Source organism: Pseudomonas sp. SJZ080 (assembly GCF_007828295.1).
GTDB classification, from domain to species: Bacteria; Pseudomonadota; Gammaproteobacteria; order Pseudomonadales; family Pseudomonadaceae; genus Aquipseudomonas; species Aquipseudomonas migulae_A.
The window spans coordinates 25,449-42,774 of the sequence record NZ_VIUK01000037.1 but is presented as its reverse complement, the minus strand read 5'-3'; the positions used below and the strand labels follow the sequence as shown (position 1 = coordinate 42,774).

Annotated in this window: 15 protein-coding genes and 1 pseudogene; 8 read left to right on the top strand and 8 right to left on the bottom strand. The window is 56.4% G+C overall.

Translation table 11 applies throughout. From position 1 onward, the window contains the following. Positions 1–191: 191 nt before the first annotated feature. From FBY04_RS30120 to FBY04_RS30105, 4 genes are all read right to left on the bottom strand, one after another. Positions 192–485, bottom strand: a complete 294-nt coding sequence (locus tag FBY04_RS30120) for a hypothetical protein (RefSeq protein WP_145319086.1) — start codon at positions 483–485, stop codon at positions 192–194. Positions 486–619: 134 nt separating this feature from the next. Beyond that, the gene (locus FBY04_RS30115; protein WP_256667207.1) at positions 620–1,057 is read right to left on the bottom strand and encodes a hypothetical protein; all 438 of its coding nucleotides are present in this window, start codon (positions 1,055–1,057) and stop codon (positions 620–622) included. Positions 1,058–1,924: 867 nt separating this feature from the next. Next, positions 1,925–2,209 carry a helix-turn-helix domain-containing protein gene (locus tag FBY04_RS30110; RefSeq protein ID WP_145319080.1) on the bottom strand — a complete coding sequence of 95 codons (285 nt, stop codon included), beginning with the start codon at positions 2,207–2,209 and terminating at the stop codon, positions 1,925–1,927. 119 nt (positions 2,210–2,328) lie between these two features. Beyond that, a complete protein-coding gene (locus tag FBY04_RS30105) occupies positions 2,329–2,790 on the bottom strand; it encodes a hypothetical protein (protein ID WP_145319076.1) in 462 nt (153 codons plus the stop codon). A 548-nt stretch (positions 2,791–3,338) separates the two neighbouring features. Here FBY04_RS30105 and FBY04_RS30100 point away from each other — a divergent pair. Continuing rightward, a pseudogene (locus tag FBY04_RS30100) lies at positions 3,339–3,800 on the top strand (DUF808 family protein); the annotation flags it as partial. 189 nt (positions 3,801–3,989) lie between these two features. Here the strand turns inward: FBY04_RS30100 and FBY04_RS30090 are convergent. Together FBY04_RS30090 and FBY04_RS30085 are read right to left on the bottom strand one after the other, a co-directional pair. Further along, a complete protein-coding gene (locus FBY04_RS30090; protein ID WP_084320605.1) occupies positions 3,990–4,778 on the bottom strand; it encodes a VacJ family lipoprotein in 789 nt (262 codons plus the stop codon). Continuing rightward, positions 4,771–6,069 (bottom strand): serine/threonine protein kinase, encoded by a 1,299-nt coding sequence (locus tag FBY04_RS30085; RefSeq protein ID WP_084320606.1) that lies wholly within the window; start codon positions 6,067–6,069, stop codon positions 4,771–4,773. The genes FBY04_RS30090 and FBY04_RS30085 overlap by 8 nt, the downstream gene beginning before the upstream one ends. 227 nt (positions 6,070–6,296) lie before the next feature. On the opposite strand from FBY04_RS30085, the gene FBY04_RS30080 reads away from it, so the two are divergent. Continuing rightward, on the top strand, positions 6,297–6,665 hold the full coding sequence (locus tag FBY04_RS30080; protein WP_084320607.1) for a hypothetical protein: 369 nt from the start codon (positions 6,297–6,299) through the stop codon (positions 6,663–6,665). Between the two features lie 109 nt (positions 6,666–6,774). Here FBY04_RS30080 and FBY04_RS30075 read toward each other — a convergent pair whose 3' ends face one another. After that, the gene (locus FBY04_RS30075) at positions 6,775–8,343 is read right to left on the bottom strand and encodes a beta (1-6) glucans synthase (protein WP_235864404.1); all 1,569 of its coding nucleotides are present in this window, start codon (positions 8,341–8,343) and stop codon (positions 6,775–6,777) included. A gap of 328 nt (positions 8,344–8,671) precedes the next feature. Between FBY04_RS30075 and FBY04_RS30065 the strand changes: the two genes are divergently transcribed. The 3 genes from FBY04_RS30065 (at position 8,672) to FBY04_RS30055 (ending at position 11,761) form a co-directional block, all read left to right on the top strand. Then, positions 8,672–9,523: a glycine betaine ABC transporter substrate-binding protein gene (locus FBY04_RS30065; RefSeq protein WP_084320608.1), complete on the top strand. Its 852-nt coding sequence runs from the start codon at positions 8,672–8,674 to the stop codon at positions 9,521–9,523. A 271-nt stretch (positions 9,524–9,794) separates the two neighbouring features. Further along, the gene (locus tag FBY04_RS30060) at positions 9,795–10,106 is read left to right on the top strand and encodes a DUF485 domain-containing protein (RefSeq protein WP_084320609.1); all 312 of its coding nucleotides are present in this window, start codon (positions 9,795–9,797) and stop codon (positions 10,104–10,106) included. Next, positions 10,103–11,761, top strand: coding sequence for a cation acetate symporter (locus FBY04_RS30055; RefSeq protein WP_084320610.1), 1,659 nt, complete (start codon positions 10,103–10,105; stop codon positions 11,759–11,761). Before FBY04_RS30060 ends, FBY04_RS30055 begins: the two co-directional genes overlap by 4 nt. 1,391 nt (positions 11,762–13,152) lie before the next feature. Here the strand turns inward: FBY04_RS30055 and gltA are convergent. Further along, on the bottom strand, positions 13,153–14,442 hold the full coding sequence (gene gltA / locus FBY04_RS30040) for a citrate synthase (RefSeq protein WP_084322328.1): 1,290 nt from the start codon (positions 14,440–14,442) through the stop codon (positions 13,153–13,155). A 362-nt stretch (positions 14,443–14,804) separates the two neighbouring features. Between gltA and sdhC the strand changes: the two genes are divergently transcribed. From sdhC to sdhA, 3 genes are read left to right on the top strand one after another with little or no spacing between them, the layout of a single operon-like run. Next, on the top strand, positions 14,805–15,179 hold the full coding sequence (sdhC, locus tag FBY04_RS30035) for a succinate dehydrogenase, cytochrome b556 subunit (protein ID WP_084322329.1): 375 nt from the start codon (positions 14,805–14,807) through the stop codon (positions 15,177–15,179). Next, positions 15,173–15,541 (top strand): succinate dehydrogenase, hydrophobic membrane anchor protein, encoded by a 369-nt coding sequence (gene sdhD, locus FBY04_RS30030; RefSeq protein WP_007959040.1) that lies wholly within the window; start codon positions 15,173–15,175, stop codon positions 15,539–15,541. The genes sdhC and sdhD overlap by 7 nt, the downstream gene beginning before the upstream one ends. A gap of 3 nt (positions 15,542–15,544) precedes the next feature. Further along, positions 15,545–17,320: a succinate dehydrogenase flavoprotein subunit gene (sdhA, locus tag FBY04_RS30025; protein ID WP_084322330.1), complete on the top strand. Its 1,776-nt coding sequence runs from the start codon at positions 15,545–15,547 to the stop codon at positions 17,318–17,320. The last annotated feature ends 6 nt before the right edge of the window (positions 17,321–17,326 follow it).

The window sequence follows — 17,326 nt, the reverse complement described above, 5'->3', positions numbered from 1 at the left end:
GACGTTAAGGGCGATCGCGTCCGCTTAAAAATACGCGGACACCATCGCCCTTAATGCTGGAGTTCGGAAGGTGACTTCCCCAGCCGCTTACGTATCCGACCCATAGCTGCCGATCAGCACAGGCTAAAACAGCCACAATCAGACATCCGTGACGGTTAGCATTCAGCTCGAAGTAGCCTCCCTCACGGTAGTTACGTCAGCTTTTCAATCAAAATCGAGGTGGCTGTGATCGTTATATCTCCAAAATCACCTTCAAGGGATAGAACATTATCAACGATGTTTATCCCTTCAAGCTCTCCGAGTTCGCTGGTGTTTTGAACGTTAAGAGCGCCAAGCCTGACAGTTAGCTCAGTGCCGTCCGCGTTCCATGCCATCAGCTTATTTCTGGACCCGTCATCCAGTCTGACAACCATCTCGAAATAGCGATGGGCTTGGTCCACTGTGATCGATAAGACACTGCTTTCTTCAAGTGCGTGAACATCCATGATGAAGCTTCTTTTGTTCAAATCCGCATCCTACTACAGGCCGCTATAGGCGAATGCACGCGTCTAAAATGAAGGTCCGCACCTGGCCGATTGCTGGCTGTCACCAAGGGCAGAAATCGACCCCATAGCTGTCATTAAATTGAGGTAACGAAGCGGGTTTCGAGGCCTACACTTACTGGCAGTAGCGCATTAATCAATACGACGGCATCGTCGCCCTGGTTAACGTACATCAATGAGTCACCGGTCTCGAACGTAACTCTGAATCCGGCAAGCCAAGATTCTTGCCTGTTGAAAGAGTCAAGAATTCCCTCAACTGCGCAAATTTTTGTGTTTTCGAGGTGGGTTGCTGATAGATCTGCAAGCAAGTTTTCCCTCTTCCAGGAGCAGGTCACGTTCGGCTCTATCTCGAAGGAAGCCGGCGTATCAGAAGGCAACAAGTCCGCGCCTACTCTCTCGCCATCACTCAAGAGATACATGGATAGAACCTCTCCCTCGCCAAAACGCCACTCTAGAGAACCTATGTATCCCAGATCTTTCTCGTCGTTGAAATAGTACTGGTCGTGCAGCAGCACGCTCAGCCGCTTTCCCAAAAGCGAACATGCGTTTTGCAGGTCTAGGACAGCTCTTATAGGGGATGGGGAGTGTCGGCTAGACATCGGGCACCTCATATAGGTGGGAAGAGAGGCAGATAGTACACAAACGCCATTACGTCCGCTTCTGGCCATTGTCTGCCGGTCGCCAATGGCAGCTTTTGGCCGATATCAGCCTGTCGCGAAGGACTGAAAACGACCCACAGAGGACGTTGGCGCGTCTAGCAAACAGGGCGATTCCTGTTATTTCACCCAATACTGAGTCTCCATAAATTTTCTTTTAATGTGGACACCTTCTTGAAAACGTGCTTGAGGAAGCTTTTTATAGTACTTTGTAATTGTTTGGTTATTCGGAAGTTAGATGTTTTGGTGCATGCTGTAATCTGATTGAGTATATTGTATCGCCACCTCTTTTCTCAGGTAATGGAAGTCGACGAAGTTAGAGGTGACGCTGCTAGCTTTGGTTTATCCATTCTTTAACCTGGCGACTATTGTATGTTGTCACTACGCTAATTTAGCTTTACATAGCAGGTATGTGCATGACAACAATATACCCGCCTATCAAATAATCGCTCGAGGACCCCATGAAAGGAAAGCGGAAGGATAAAGCCATCAAGTGGCGTTTTAAGAATTCGCATGAAGTCGACGCTCGCTGCTTGCTATCGAAGAGGTCTTTGAAGTCTGCTCATAGGTTTCTCGACGCAGCATTGGCCCATGGTCCAGACTTCGAGCCTTTGGGGGTACTCGCGGGGAAACATTGATACGGTGCACCGAGCGCGTGAAAGTGTTTTCAGCGAAAGCTTGGTAGGTCAGTAGCGCACTGCTGTACTACTGCCTGGAACATAAATATCAACCGCGGTGCATTTTTTTTAGTCCTTTGAGTTCAGATGCAACCTTGGCTAGAAGTTGCTCCGCACTTTCCGGGCCCATTTTTTCGTAAGCAGCAGTCAGTAGTGTGAGCGGATGGATTTCCAAGTTTTTGGCAATCTCCACTATTTTTGGCAGTGTTGGAGCCTTCAGTCCGCCTTCAACCTCACTGATATAGCCTTGGTTAGTGCCTATCGCGCCCTGAGGAAGGCCCTTGTCTCGACGGATGGATTTGACCGTTTCTCCAAATGATTCTTTGAGTTCCATTTGCTTTCCCGCAAAAGGAACGATAAGGCCTTGCTTGAGCGAAAATCTCTATACGCTATAGAGATTTTTGCAAGGTGCTGGGTAGTTATGGCTTGTTCCGTTGGGATGTTCACTCTGTGTTACTGCATCGGGCCGTAAAGCTGCAGTGGTCCCGGGGCTAGGCGTTGAGGATTCGGTTTTGAATCGTAATCTTGAAGATGCTGGGCGCTATAGATAATCCGAGATCGCTTTTTTTTCCTCAGGTCCAGTTCTCCGATTTTGTACATCGACTCACTGGTGCGATACATGACTGCACTATCTGGTGATTCAAGCCCCTCAACAATCGTTACACTGACCAAATCTTCTAAAACCCAATGACTTCTCCCGCTGACCGAGGGCGGGCACATCATTTGAATTTGCTTAATTTCTACACCCTTTGCGAAGAGTAAGTATCGATAAAGGGTATAGGCACAATCCAGCAGCGCTGCTCGGTTCGACTCTCCGGTTTCCAAGGAAGTGATGGTCACGACGAAGCACGGACCTTCGATTTCTGCATGAAACCAGGCCCGCACTGTTTTATCTAGTGGGTCATAAACGAGCATTGCTTAAAGCTCCTTAAGCTAACTTGGATAAAGGTGGATTGGGAGTTTATCTTATTGTATATGCTATAGCGATTTTTTTAGTGAGTTGTCTAATCGTACATCAGCCTTGGATTTCAATGTCGCGGCGACAAGTTCAACATATAGCGTGTAAATCGTTGCGATTTTTGGTGCGATTAGTCCAGACCTGGTTGAAAAATAAGGGGGGGACATCCCATTCCGAGGTTTTGCCCTTGGGTGATACTCGAATTTCCGGGTCTTGAAAAAATTCTGCTCTTAATTTTAAGTCTTGCAATGGGGCTCGTTGCTCTCGAGGCGCGTATCACCTGCCTCCCGTTTAATACTTACGATTGTCTGTGTGCTTGAGTTGAGACGTACGGATGTCAGGTGATTGCATCTTGTAATGGTTCTGCGTCTCTGAGCGCAGCGACCTACCGAGTTAGTTCGAGGAGGCTGCAAAGGCTTTGTGCAGTTTCGCTATCTGCACAGGGACATATTAAGCTGAAGCCCGCGAAGTACCTTGCATTGGGCATATTTTCGGTGGCTTAAATGTAATCTCGGCGGAAATCATTGCCATCACCCTAGGCACCGTGGCGGATGCGTCGCTGACCCAGCAAGTGATCGTGCTGTCGGGCATCGCCATCGTCATGACCATCGGCGTCTATGGACTGGTGGCCGGCATCGTCAAGCTTGATGACCTCGGCTTGTGGCTGACCCAGAAGCCCGGCCAGATGGCTAAAAGCATCGGCGGCGGGATTCTGCGCGCGGCGCCGTACATGATGAAAAGCCTGTCGGTGATCGGCACGGCGGCGATGTTCCTGGTGGGCGGCGGGATTCTCACCCACGGCGTGCCGATGGTTCACCACTGGATTGAAAGTGTCAGTGCGGGGGCGGGTGGTGCCGGGTTTATCGTGCCGACGTTGTTGAATGCGGTGGCAGGGATTGTGGCGGGTGCGGTGGTGTTGGCGTGTGTGATGGTTGTCAGCAAGCTCTGGAAAACAGTGAAAGGCTGAAGGCTGACACTGTTCAACTGTGGGAGCGGGCTTACTCGCGAAGGCGGTGTGTCATTCAACATAGATATCGACTGACACTCCGCCTTCGCGAGCAAGCCCGCTCCCACAGTTGATTTGTGGTGTTTGAAGTTCCGTGCATGAAAAAGGCCATTCGACTCGCATCGAATGGCCTTTTTTGTTGCCGCCGGATTACTCGGCGATCTGCAACTTGCGCGACTCGGTATACACGTAGCGCACCTTCTCATACTCGAACGGCGAGTTCAGCTGGCCATAACGGAAGCTGTTCTGGTGGCGCTTGTCGATGCTGCGAAGGACCCACACTTCAGGGTGGTTGGAGCTGACTTCGGCGACGTTCAGGAAGTTGATCGCCGACTCGGCGGTGAAGTCTACGGCCAGGCCGCCGGTGTCGCGGATGTTGGAAGGGCCGAGGATCGGCAACACAAAGTAGGCGCCGCCCGGTACGCCGTAGAAACCGAGCGTCTGGCCGAAGTCTTCGCTCTGGCGCGGCAGGCCCATGGAGGTGGCCGGGTCCCACAGGCCGGCGATGCCGATAGTGGTGTTGAGCAGCAGGCGCGCGGTGGTTTCCATCGAGCGTTTGCCTTTGAACTGCAGCAGGCTGTTCATCAGGTTCGGCACGTCGCCGAGGTTGTTGAAGAAGTTGCTGACGCCGGTGCGCAGGAAGCTTGGCGTGATGTAGCGATAACCGTCGACCACCGGCAGGAACACCCATTGGTCGAAGCGGTAGTTGAAGTGATACACCCGGCGGTTCCACTCTTCCAGCGGGTCGTACACGTTCAGTGCGTTGAGGCTGGAGCGTTCGAATTCACGCTGATCCAGGCCCGGGTTGAATTTGAGTTTGCTCAACGGCTCCTTGAAACCGTCATTGTCGATGACCACCGGCGCGTTGGCTTTGCTGTTGTCGGCATTGGCGACGCCTGCACAGAGTAACGCTGCGATAAGCAGGAGGTATTTAGCCACGGAAGAACTCCAGCATGGCGTCGCTGTTGACGCGATAGTTAAGGTTGCCGCAATGGCCGCCCAGTGGATAAACGGTCAAACGGTCGCCGAAAGTCTTGCGCAGGAAACCCAGGTCGCCAGGGCCGAGGATCACGTCGTCGGCGTTATGCATGACCGCGATTTTCGGGCTGTCGTGCAGATAATCCTTCAAGGCATACAGGCTGACCTGGTCGATCAGTTGCAGCAGGCTGCCGCCATCGGTGCGCGCACGCCACATCGGGATCACTTGTTCGGTGATGTAGCAGTCGAAGTCACACTGCAGCGCACGCTTGAGGTACGGCGTAAGCGTGGTGCCTTCTGTGATAGGCGTTTTTGGTGGAGTGATCAGGCCGCGACGGTTGATCAGGTCCGAGGTAAAGGCGATGTCGGCGGCCGAGAAGCGGAACGAGGTGCCGATCAACATGGCCATCTGTTCGTTGCTCAAGTGCTGCTTGGACTGCTGGAAGTCATAGAGCAGGGCATCGTTGAGGTCGATGTAGCCTTTTTGCTGGAAGTAGCGGGTCAGTTTGTTCAGTACCAGTTCATAGAACGTGGTGCTGTTGTTGATGCCCTTGACCTCTGTCTGGACGAGTCTGTCCAGGTTGGTGATCGAGGTGTAGAGGTTGACTGGCGGGTTGAGCAGCAAGACTTTCTTGAAATTGAAACTGCGGCGGGTTTCGTCCAGGTGTGCGACGAATGCGGCGTCCAGTGCACCCAGGCTATATCCGGTCAGGTAGTAATCAGTGACAGGCAGTTTCGGATTTTGCGCCCGCACGGCTTGCATCACCCGGTACATGTCTTCGGCGTCATCCTTGGTGATGCCGGGTGTGGCAAAGCGTGAGGCGGCGCTCATGAAGTCGAAGCTGGTAGGCGACGACAGTTGCACAACGTGATAGCCGGCCTTGTAGTAGAGCTTTTTCAGGTATTCGTTAAGGCTGCTGTCATAGCGCGCGCCAGTGCCGGCAATCAGGAAGATCAGCGGGGCGGCTTTATCCTGGGTGGCGATGCGATAGGTCAGTTTCTTCACCGGCCAGAAGTTGTCCGGTAGTTCGAATTCACGCTCCGGACGCAACGTGACGGTGCGGGTTTCCTGGTCGATGTCATCGTCCAGCGGCAATTCCGGACGCAGGTCCGGCGGTGTCGTCGCAATGGTCGCCTCGAACGGATTGGTCAAGGGGTAGCCATAACTGGCGGCGTCGATATCGACCGCCAGTGCGGACGCACTCAAAATAAGGCCGCCAAACAGGGCGGCAAAGCGCAAGGAACGGAGCATGACTAGATCCCTTAGAGAGAAAGGTGCCGGATGAAGTTCGCAGGCTATGACCACAGGGGGTGCGCCAAAGTGCCATGCCTCGGCACCAAACAGGCCTAATTTCAGAGTAATGGTAGCTGGGACGATACACTTTGCAGCGAATGACTGCCCAGTTAACTGTTGTTAACGCTTGCGTCAGGCTGTCGGCAGATTAAGCTGGCCGCCGTTTTCGCTTATTGGAGTGCCCTATGTCCCGCCGTCTGCCCGTGATTCTGCTGCTTGTTTTGCTGCCTTTATGGCTGGCCGCCAGTTATGGCGCGCGTTATGGCTTCATGGAGGATGCGCAGTGGGTCGGCATCTGCGTTGACGAGGCGAGCCGCTGGGAATGCGTGGTCCGTTCGAACCTGGGCCTGATGATTCATTTCCAGGTATTGGGCTGGGCAGCCCTGGCGGCAGCGGTGATCGGCTTTGTGCTGCCTGGCCGGGCAGGGTGGTGGTTGGCGGTGCTGGCGCTGGTGTTCGGGTTTCCGGCGCTGGCGTTGTACAACACGACGATGGCGGTGTTTGCGGTGGTGATTGCTGCTTTGCGGTTGGTCAGAGCGTCTCGTAGCGCCTGATAGTCAGTCTTCGCGAGCAAGCCCGCTCCCATATTTGATCGTCGTCGTACACAAATACTGTGCTCACTGAAGATCTACTGTGGGAGCGGGCTTGCTCGCGAATGGGCCATCAGCTGCGCTGAAGATCAGCCTTGCGAACCCGCAAACTGCGCCACAACGCCGCCACCATCAACACACTCACCAACGCCCAACCCCAGGCCTGCTGGTTTTGCAAACCTTCGCGATACAACTGCGGCGCAATGCAAGCGCCGATGATGAAGGTCAGCAAGGCAATCTCTCGACGCGGCACGCTCACCGGACGGCACAGGTAAACCAGCGCCGGCAGGATGAACGCGACACTCGGGAAGCTGCGATAACGCGGATCGAACACCAGCTCCAGCATCATCACCGCCGCCGCAAAACCTGCCACCGCCAGCAACCAGCCCGCCCGACGCTCCAGCGCAGTGAAGGCCTGCCCGCGCCAGCCCGTGCGAGCACTCAATGTCAGCGCTGCATGTGCCAGCACCAACAGATTCAAACCGGTCAGCAAGGCGACCCACAACCATTCACTGGCAAACCGCGTGGTCACCCGCGCCAGGTCGCCCCACGCGCCAATCGAGCAGGCCGCCAGCGCGCCCAGCAGTGGCAGAACCAGTGCCGAGCGGGTGCTGCGTACGCGTCCGCCAAGAATCAGCGTGCCGAGAAAAATCACTCCGCCCACCGCCAGCCATTGCGACCAGTACGGCACATTCGACACCGGACCCGCCAGCACGCCCTTGTCCTGGCGATCAGCATCAAACAGCCCCCAGTAACCGCCGACCGCACCTTCACTGGCGCGTTTCCAGGGCTGGTCAAAGGCTTCGATCAGGTTGTAATGCCAGCCTTCCTGTTCGGCGATGATGACAAAGGCGCGAATGAACTTGGCTTCATTGACCCGGCTCGGCAAAGCGGTTTCGCGCTGACGGCCTTCGCTCGGCCAGCCGGTTTCGCCAATCATCACGTCTTTGGGCGCAAATTTGTTGCCGAACACCTGACGCACTTCGCGAACATGCTGCAGGGCGGCGTCGATGTTCGAAGGCTCGTCCTCCCAGTACGGCAGCAAGTGGATAGTCAGGAAATCCACCGCTGGGGCGATTTCCGGGTGTTTGAGCCAGAACTCCCAGACGTCGGCATAAGTGACAGGCTGCTTGACCTGGCTTTTGACCTTGCTGATCAGCCTGACCAGCTGCGCGCCGGTGACTTCCTTGCGCAACAGGGTTTCGTTGCCGACGATCACTGACGTCACCACGTCCGGGTTGGCGTTGGCGGAGGCAATCAGCAAGTCGACTTCTTTCTCGGTGTCCACCGGGTTGCTGTTGACCCAGGCGCCGATCATCAACTTCAAGCCATGCTTGCGCGCCAGATCGGGCAAGGCCTCGAGGCCGGTCATGGAATAGGTGCGGATGCATTCGAAGCGGGTGGCCAGCAGGGCGAGGTCGGCGTCCATGCGCTCGGGGCGCAACTTGAACGGCTGATCGAACGGCGATTGGTCTTTGTCGAATGGAGTGTAGGAGGCGCATTGCAGCTTGTGCGTCGCGCTGGCCACGTCCGGCAGAATCACCGGTTTGCCGAGTCCGTACCAAAAACCGCCGAGGGCAAAAAGCCCCAACAGGCAGGCGAATAAATAAGCAAAAAAAGGAAAGCGTGATGTCGCGGGCATGGTCAGGCCGTCTGGGAGCAAAGCCGCGCATGTTACCTGCAATTGCTCCGCGCTTGGTGGCTTGCATGATTTTGACATGCAAAGTTCAGGCGGATCGGCGGGAGCATCAAAGGTGGTCGTGATTAATGGCGTTCTGATGTCGTTTCTCGATGCCTTGAGGTCGCAGACAGCACAGGTTCCGGTTGGCGTCAGGTTGATTATCGAACCGTCAGTACTCCGCTGACATTCGAACGAGTTTGCGGTGGGCGTGATGGGGGCGCTGTGCACCATAACAATACGTTGACGCGGCTCGGCATCCGTCGAGCGCAGCACTTTCGGGGAAGTAACGATGAAGATGCGACGACTTTTAGGCGCAGGTGCCGCTCTGGTACTTGCGATTGGCTCCACATTCGCCAATGCCGAGAGCAAGACCCTGAGCATCGGTTACGTTGATGGCTGGTCCGACAGCGTAGCGACCACTCATGTGGCCGCCGAAGTGATCAAGCAGAAGCTGGGTTATGACGTGAAGCTCCAAGCCGTCGCTACCGGGATCATGTGGCAGGGCGTGGCCACCGGTAAACTGGACGCCATGCTGTCGGCCTGGCTGCCGGTGACCCACGGTGATTACTGGGCCAAGAACAAAGACCAGGTCGTCGATTACGGCCCGAACTTCAAGGACGCGAAAATCGGCTTGATCGTGCCGGAGTACGTCAAGGCCAAGTCGCTTGAAGATCTGAAAACCGACGACAGCTTCAAGAAACGCATTGTCGGCATCGACGCCGGTTCAGGCGTGATGCTCAAGACCGAGCAGGCGATCAAGGACTATGACCTGACCGGCTATCAACTCAAGGCCAGTTCTGGCGCCGGCATGATTGCCGAGCTGACTCGTGCCGAGAAGAAAAACGAATCCATTGCCGTGACCGGTTGGGTGCCGCACTGGATGTTCGCCAAGTGGAAACTGCGCTTCCTCGAAGACCCGAAAGGCGTGTATGGCGCGGCTGAAACCGTGAACAGCATCGGCAGCAAAGAGCTGGCAACCAAAGCACCGGAAGTGGCCAAGTTCCTGAAGAACTTCCAGTGGTCTTCGAAAGACGAAATCGGCGAAGTCATGCTGGCCATTCAAGAGGGCGCCAAACCTGAAGCCGCCGCGAAGGATTGGGTCGCCAAGCACCCGGAGCGTGTTGCAGACTGGACCAAATAATCTGAGCTGACGCGTTTGGTCAGCACCTCTCAAGGCCCCTTGGCATAACAGTCAAGGGGCTTTTTTGCTTTTCTGTAGGAGCCCGGCTTGCCGGCGATGGCGATTGTGAGGACGCCATCGCCGGCAAGCCGGGCTCCTGCAAAGGCCGTGCTACACCAAGCATTGGCGAATCGGTCATGTCGTTCTAATACTAAGGTCGTCTGGAACCAGTTCCGCAGCCGCATAAAGTGGATCACGTTGTAACTTCATCTGTGCTGCGAGGATAAAAACAATGAACGACAGCATTTACCTCTCGATTCAAAACAGCCCGCGCTTCAAGGAGCTGGTTAGTAAGCGAGAAAGGTTCGCCTGGATTCTTTCGGCGATCATGCTTGGGCTTTACTCCGGATTCATCCTTTTGATCGCTTACGGGCCGCATATTCTGGGCGCGAAGATCAGCCCTGAGTCATCGATAACCTGGGGCATACCGATCGGTGTCGGGCTGATTCTTTCAGCCTTCGTCCTTACCGCGATCTACGTTCGACGCGCCAATGGCGAATTCGACGACCTGAACAATGCGATTCTCAAGGAGGCTCAGCAATGATCCGGCGTCTAATGGCTTTATTGAGCATCGCAGCCTTCGCACCGGGCGCCTGGGCGGCCGAAGCCCTGACGGGTGCCGTGCAGAAACAACCACTGAACATCGCTGCAATCCTGATGTTCGTGGCGTTCGTCGGCGCGACGTTGTACATCACCTACTGGGCTTCGAAGAAAAACAACTCGGCGGCCGACTACTACGCGGCCGGCGGCAAAATCACCGGTTTCCAGAACGGCCTGGCGATCGCTGGCGACTACATGTCCGCGGCGTCCTTCCTGGGTATTTCCGCCCTGGTGTTCACCTCCGGCTACGACGGCCTGATCTACTCGATCGGCTTCCTGGTGGGCTGGCCGATCATTCTGTTCCTGATCGCCGAGCGCCTGCGTAACCTGGGTAAATACACCTTTGCCGACGTGGCGTCCTACCGCCTCGGGCAAACCCAGATTCGCTCGCTGTCCGCTTGCGGTTCGCTGGTGGTGGTGGCGTTCTACCTGATCGCGCAAATGGTCGGTGCCGGCAAGCTGATCCAGCTGCTGTTCGGTCTCGACTATCACGTTGCGGTGATCCTGGTCGGTATCCTGATGTGCATGTACGTGTTGTTCGGCGGCATGCTGGCGACCACTTGGGTGCAGATCATCAAGGCTGTGCTGTTGCTGTCCGGTGCCTCGTTCATGGCGCTGATGGTGATGAAGCACGTCAACTTCGACTTCAGCGCACTGTTCTCCGAGGCGATCAAGGTTCACCCTAAAGGTGAGGCGATCATGAGCCCGGGCGGCCTGGTGAAAGATCCGATCTCCGCGTTCTCCCTGGGGCTGGCACTGATGTTCGGTACCGCTGGCCTGCCACACATCCTGATGCGCTTCTTCACCGTGAGTGACGCGAAAGAAGCTCGCAAGAGCGTGCTGTATGCAACTGGCTTCATTGGTTACTTCTACATCCTGACCTTCATCATCGGCTTCGGCGCGATCCTGCTGGTCAGCACCAACCCTGCCTTCAAAGATGCGGCTGGCGCGCTGTTGGGCGGCAACAATATGGCGGCGGTGCACCTGGCCAACGCGGTAGGTGGCAGTATCTTCCTGGGCTTCATCTCGGCGGTAGCGTTCGCGACCATTCTGGCAGTGGTTGCCGGTCTGACCCTGGCCGGTGCTTCGGCGGTGTCCCATGACCTGTATGCCAGTGTGATCAAGAAAGGCAAGGCGAACGAGAAGGACGAGATCCGTGTCTCGAAAATCACCACCATCGCCCTGGCGGTGCTGGCGATCGGTCTGGGCATTCTGTTCGAAAGCCAGAACATCGCGTTCATGGTGGGCCTGGCGTTCTCGATCGCGGCGAGCTGTAACTTCCCGGTGCTGCTGCTTTCCATGTACTGGAAGAAGCTGACCACGCGCGGTGCGATGATTGGTGGCTGGCTGGGTCTGGTCAGTGCTGTTGGCTTGATGATTCTCGGGCCAACCATCTGGGTGCAGATCCTGCATCACGAGAAGGCTATCTTCCCGTATGAGTACCCGGCGTTGTTCTCGATGATCATTGCGTTTGTGGGGATCTGGTTCTTCTCGATCACTGACAAGTCGGCTGCTGCGGATAATGAGCGGGCGTTGTTCTTCCCGCAGTTTGTTCGTTCGCAGACTGGTTTGGGGGCGAGTGGGGCGGTTTCGCACTAAGGCTTCGAGATTGTTTGTGTAACAGTTGGGTTGAATAGAAATGCCCCGGTCGAGAGATCGGGGCATTTTTTATTGGGCGGTTATTGCTGTTTGTAGGTGTGAGATTGGCGTGTTGGCGAAGGCGGCCTGGTGGTCGACCATTTTCTTTTGGGTGTACATATCCATTTCTGCGGTAACGGCGGCTGGCGGTTTCGCCCTTACGGCGAGTCCCTTTTGGCAAACGCCCCAAAAGGAACCAAAAGGTCTCGCCCCGAGCGTCCAGCCCCTCGCTGAGGCTCGGCGTTCCTTCGCTCCGGTATTCATCCGGGGGCATCGCCCTCCGGTTGGCTTCGCTGGCACCTACATGCGATGAGTTCGACTGCGTCGAACGGCGCTGCGCGCCACTCCCCGGATGAACCCCTCCACTCAGCCTCCCGAAGGGGCGGGTGGATCAAGATCAAGAGCTGCAGGCGAGCTAACGCTCGGCCTGATGAGTGGTGAGAAGCGGGTGTATGCCGATCTGCTTTTGTAGGCGCCGGCTTGCTGGCGATGGCGGCCTGACAGCCGGCCTGTTCTCGCGGCTATACGCAGACCTTGTAGGAGCCGGCTTGCTGGCGAAGACGGCCTGCCAACCAACCTATTCTCGCGGAAATACGCTGACCTCGTAGGAGCCGGCTTGCTGGCGATGGCGCCCTGCCAGCCAACCTATTCTCGCGGAAATACGCTGACCTCGCAGGAGCCGACTTGCTAACGATGGCGGCCTGCCAGCCAACCTATCCTCGCGGAAATACGCTGATCTCGTAGGAGCCGGCTTGCTGGCGAAGACGGCCTGCCAGCCGACCTGTTCTCGCGGCTATACGCTGACCTCGTAGGAGCCAGCTTGCTGGCGATGACGGCCTGCCAGCCAACCTATTCTCGCTAATTTACGCTGACCTCGTAGGAGCCGGCTTGCTGGCGAAGACGGCCTGCCAACCAACCTGTTCTCGCCGACATACGCTGACCTTGTGGGAGCGGGCTTGCTCGCGAAAAACGTCCGGACACCGCGTTCATTCAGACCGCACGCGTAATCGTTAGCGTTCATCGCTAGCAGGGGGGTGTGTACGATCAAAGAGAAAGGCCGGCCCGCAGGCCGCCTCGCGGTGCTGTGGCGGCGGGCCCACGGAGCAGGGTCGGAAGGAGGGCTTGGCGAGGCACCGAACGAAAGTGGCAAAAGCGCTTGGTTACTTGGCGCATTTCCAAGTAACCCGCCGCAAGGGCGGAACCTTAGGCGGCCGTTACCGAAGAAACGGATATACACACAACCAAAGCGCCAGTTGGCCCTAAGGCCGCTGCGTCAGCACAAACAAAAACGGCCCCTATATAAATAGAGGCCGTTCCCGATACCACTTTAAGACGTTATCGCAAGACAGGTCTTATTTGCGGTCTTCCAGCTTGGTGATATCACGCGACTCGTAGCCGGTGTACAGCTGGCGCGGACGGCCAATCTTGTACGGGCTGGAGAGCATTTCTTTCCAGTGGGAGATCCAGCCGACAGTCCGCGCCAGAGCGAAGATCACCGTGAACATGCTGGTTGGAATGCCGATCGCCTTGAGGATGATCCCCGAGTAGAAGTCGACGTTCGGGTACAGCGAGCGCTCGATGAAGTACGGATCGGTCAGGGCGATCTCTTCCAGGCGCATGGCCAGTTCGAGTTGCGGATCGTTGGTGATGCCCAGTTCCTTCAACACTTCGTCGCAGGTCTGTTTCATCACGGTGGCGCGTGGGTCGCGGTTTTTGTAAACCCGGTGACCGAAGCCCATCAGCTTGAACGGATCGTTCTTGTCCTTGGCCTTGGCGATGTACTTGTCGATGTTCGAGACATCGCCAATTTCATCGAGCATGGTCAGAACGGCTTCGTTCGCGCCGCCGTGGGCAGGGCCCCACAGTGCAGCGATGCCGGCGGCGATGCAGGCGAACGGGTTTGCACCCGAAGAGCCGGCCAGGCGCACGGTGGACGTCGATGCGTTCTGCTCGTGGTCGGCATGGAGGATGAAGATCCGGTCCATGGCCTTGGCGAGTACCGGGCTGATCGGTTTGATCTCGCACGGGGTGTTGAACATCATGTGCAGGAAGTTTTCCGCGTACGACAGGTCGTTGCGCGGGTACATCATGGGTTGGCCCATGGAGTACTTGTAAACCATCGCTGCGAGGGTCGGCATCTTGGCAACCAGGCGGATCGCGGAGATTTCGCGATGCTGCGGGTTATTGATGTCGAGGGAGTCGTGGTAGAAGGCCGAGAGGGCGCCGACTACGCCGCACATGACGGCCATCGGGTGGGCGTCGCGACGGAAGCCGTTGAAGAACGTCTTCAGCTGCTCGTGAACCATGGTGTGGTTCTTTACGGTGCTGACGAACTGGGCCTTCTGTTCTGCGGTCGGCAGTTCGCCGTTGAGCAACAGATAGCAGGTTTCCAGGTAGTCCGACTTTTCAGCCAGCTGTTCGATCGGGTAGCCGCGGTGCAACAGAATGCCGTTGTCGCCGTCGATATAGGTGATCTTCGACTCGCAGGAAGCTGTCGACATGAAACCAGGGTCAAAGGTGAAACGGCCCGTGGCCGTCAGGCCCCGAACATCGATAACATCGGGACCAACGGTGCCGGTTAAAATGGGCAGCTCGACGGGGGCTGCGCCCTCGATGATCAACTGCGCTTTTTTGTCAGCCATGTGGCCTCCTATTTATGCTTGAAATCATCAGACAGACCCCCCACGCAGGGCCCGCACCACTATAGTGAGATAAATTCGAATGTCAATTTGCCTAAAGTCTTGCTCCAGAAGGCTTTAACCGGACTTTTTCCTCGAAATTGACTGCCATTTACGCCTTTTATCCAACTTGTGCAATCAGCTATTAGGGGAAGGCGAACGCGTTGTCATTAGTAGCCTAACTGTCTATACTCGGCCACCGACCGCCAGGGGCTTTTGGGCCTGCTTTATTGGGGGTCGCATCCCTGGGTGGTGGTTACCTGACCAGTGCACTCCCCAACAACTTTGCCCTGATTGTTAGGGGCTCTTCAGTGTGAAAAAAAGCCGTGAAAAGCCAACGACCTGTAAACCTAGACCTAAGGACCATCAAACTCCCCATCACCGGCGTTACGTCGTTTCTTCACCGTGTTTCCGGCATCATCCTCTTCCTGGGCCTTGGCTTCATGCTGTATGCATTGAGCAAATCCCTGGGTTCCGAGGAAGGTTTTGCCGACGTGAAGGCAACCTTGACCAGCCCTCTGGCCAAGTTCGTAGCATGGGGCCTCCTGTCCGCTCTTCTGTATCACTTGGTAGCCGGTGTGCGCCATATGATCATGGACATGGGCATCGGTGAGACGCTGGAAGGCGGCACACTGGGCTCGAAAATCATTATCGCCGTGTCTGCGGTGTTGATCGTTCTGGCGGGAGTTTGGATATGGTAACCAGCGTTACGAACCTGTCGCGTTCAGGCCTCTACGACTGGATGGCACAACGTGTGTCTGCGGTCGTTCTCGCGGCTTATTTCATCTTCCTGATCGGATACCTCGTTGCGAATCCGGGCATTGGCTACGACCAATGGCATGGCCTGTTCGCGCACAACGGAATGCGTATCTTCAGTCTGCTGGCCCTTGTGGCCCTGGGCGCTCACGCCTGGGTCGGCATGTGGACCATCGCGACCGACTACCTGACGCCGATGGCGCTGGGCAAGTCCGCGACTGCAGTACGTTTCCTTTTCCAGGCGGTATGCGGCGTTGCGATGTTCGCTTACTTCGTCTGGGGTGTGCAGATTCTCTGGGGTATCTGATTCATGTCTACTACAGTTAATACGCTTTCGTTCGACGCCATCATCATTGGCGGCGGCGGTGCCGGCATGCGCGCTGCGCTGCAGCTGGCACAAGGTGGTCACAAGACTGCCGTAGTTACCAAGGTTTTCCCGACCCGTTCGCACACTGTATCCGCCCAGGGTGGTATCACCTGTGCCATCGCTTCGGCAGATCCGAACGATGACTGGCGCTGGCACATGTACGATACCGTCAAGGGTTCCGACTATATCGGTGACCAGGACGCTATCGAATACATGTGTTCCGTAGGCCCGGAAGCGGTCTTCGAACTCGAGCACATGGGTTTGCCGTTCTCCCGTACCGAACAGGGCCGCATCTATCAGCGTCCGTTCGGCGGTCAGTCGAAAGACTTCGGTAAAGGTGGCCAGGCTGCCCGTACTTGCGCTGCTGCCGACCGTACCGGTCACGCATTGCTGCACACCCTGTACCAGGCCAACCTGAAGGCCGGCACCGTATTCCTCAATGAATACTACGGCGTCGACCTGGTGAAGAACGAAGACGGCGCCTTTGTCGGCATGATCGTCATCTGCATCGAAACCGGTGAAACCTCGTACGTCCGCGCTAACGCCACCGTTCTGGCGACTGGCGGTGCAGGTCGTATCTACTCGTCCACTACCAATGCCCTGATCAACACCGGTGACGGCGTCGGCATGGCTCTGCGTGCTGGCGTACCGGTACAAGACATTGAAATGTGGCAGTTCCACCCGACCGGCATCGCCGGCGCCGGTGTACTGGTTACAGAAGGCTGCCGCGGTGAAGGCGGTTACCTGATCAACAAGCACGGCGAGCGTTTCATGGAGCGTTATGCTCCGAACGCCAAAGACCTGGCGGGTCGTGACGTTGTTGCCCGTTCGATGGTTAAGGAAATCATCGCCGGCAACGGTTGCGGTCCGGATGGCGACCACGTAATGCTGAAACTCGATCACCTCGGTGAAGAAGTTCTGCACAGCCGTCTGCCAGGCATCATGGAACTGTCCAAGACCTTCGCTCACGTCGATCCAGCCGTGGCGCCGATTCCGGTCGTTCCAACCTGCCACTATATGATGGGCGGCGTTGCCACCAACATTCATGGTCAGGCAATCACTCAAGACGCTGAAGGCAAGGACCAGATCATTCCTGGCCTGTTCGCCGTAGGTGAAGTGGCGTGCGTATCGGTTCACGGTGCCAACCGTCTGGGCGGCAACTCGCTGCTCGACCTGGTGGTATTCGGTCGTGCCGCTGGCCTGTTCCTGGAGCAGACCCTGAAAGAAGGCGTTGATTACGCCCGTCCTCGCCAGTCCGACATCGACGCTGCCCTGGCACGTCTCGATGGCCTGAACTCGCGTACCGAAGGCGAAGACGTCGCTACTCTGCGCAAAGAGCTGCAAAGCTGCATGCAGAACTACTTCGGTGTATTCCGTACCGGCGAATACATGCAGAAGGGTATTGCCCAGCTGGCTGATCTGCGTGGCCGTATCGCCAACGTCAAGATCAACGACAAGAGCCAGGCGTTCAACACCGCTCGAATCGAAGCCCTGGAACTGCAAAACCTGCTGGAAGTGGCCGAAGCCACCGCCATCGCTGCAGAGATCCGCAAAGAGTCCCGCGGCGCTCACGCCCGTGAAGACTACGAAGATCGCGACGACGAAAACTGGCTGTGCCACACCCTGTACTTCCCGGGTGACAAGCGCGTGACCAAGCGTGCTGTGAACTTCTCGCCGAAGACTGTTCCGACTTTTGAACCTAAGATTCGGACTTATTAAGGGTGG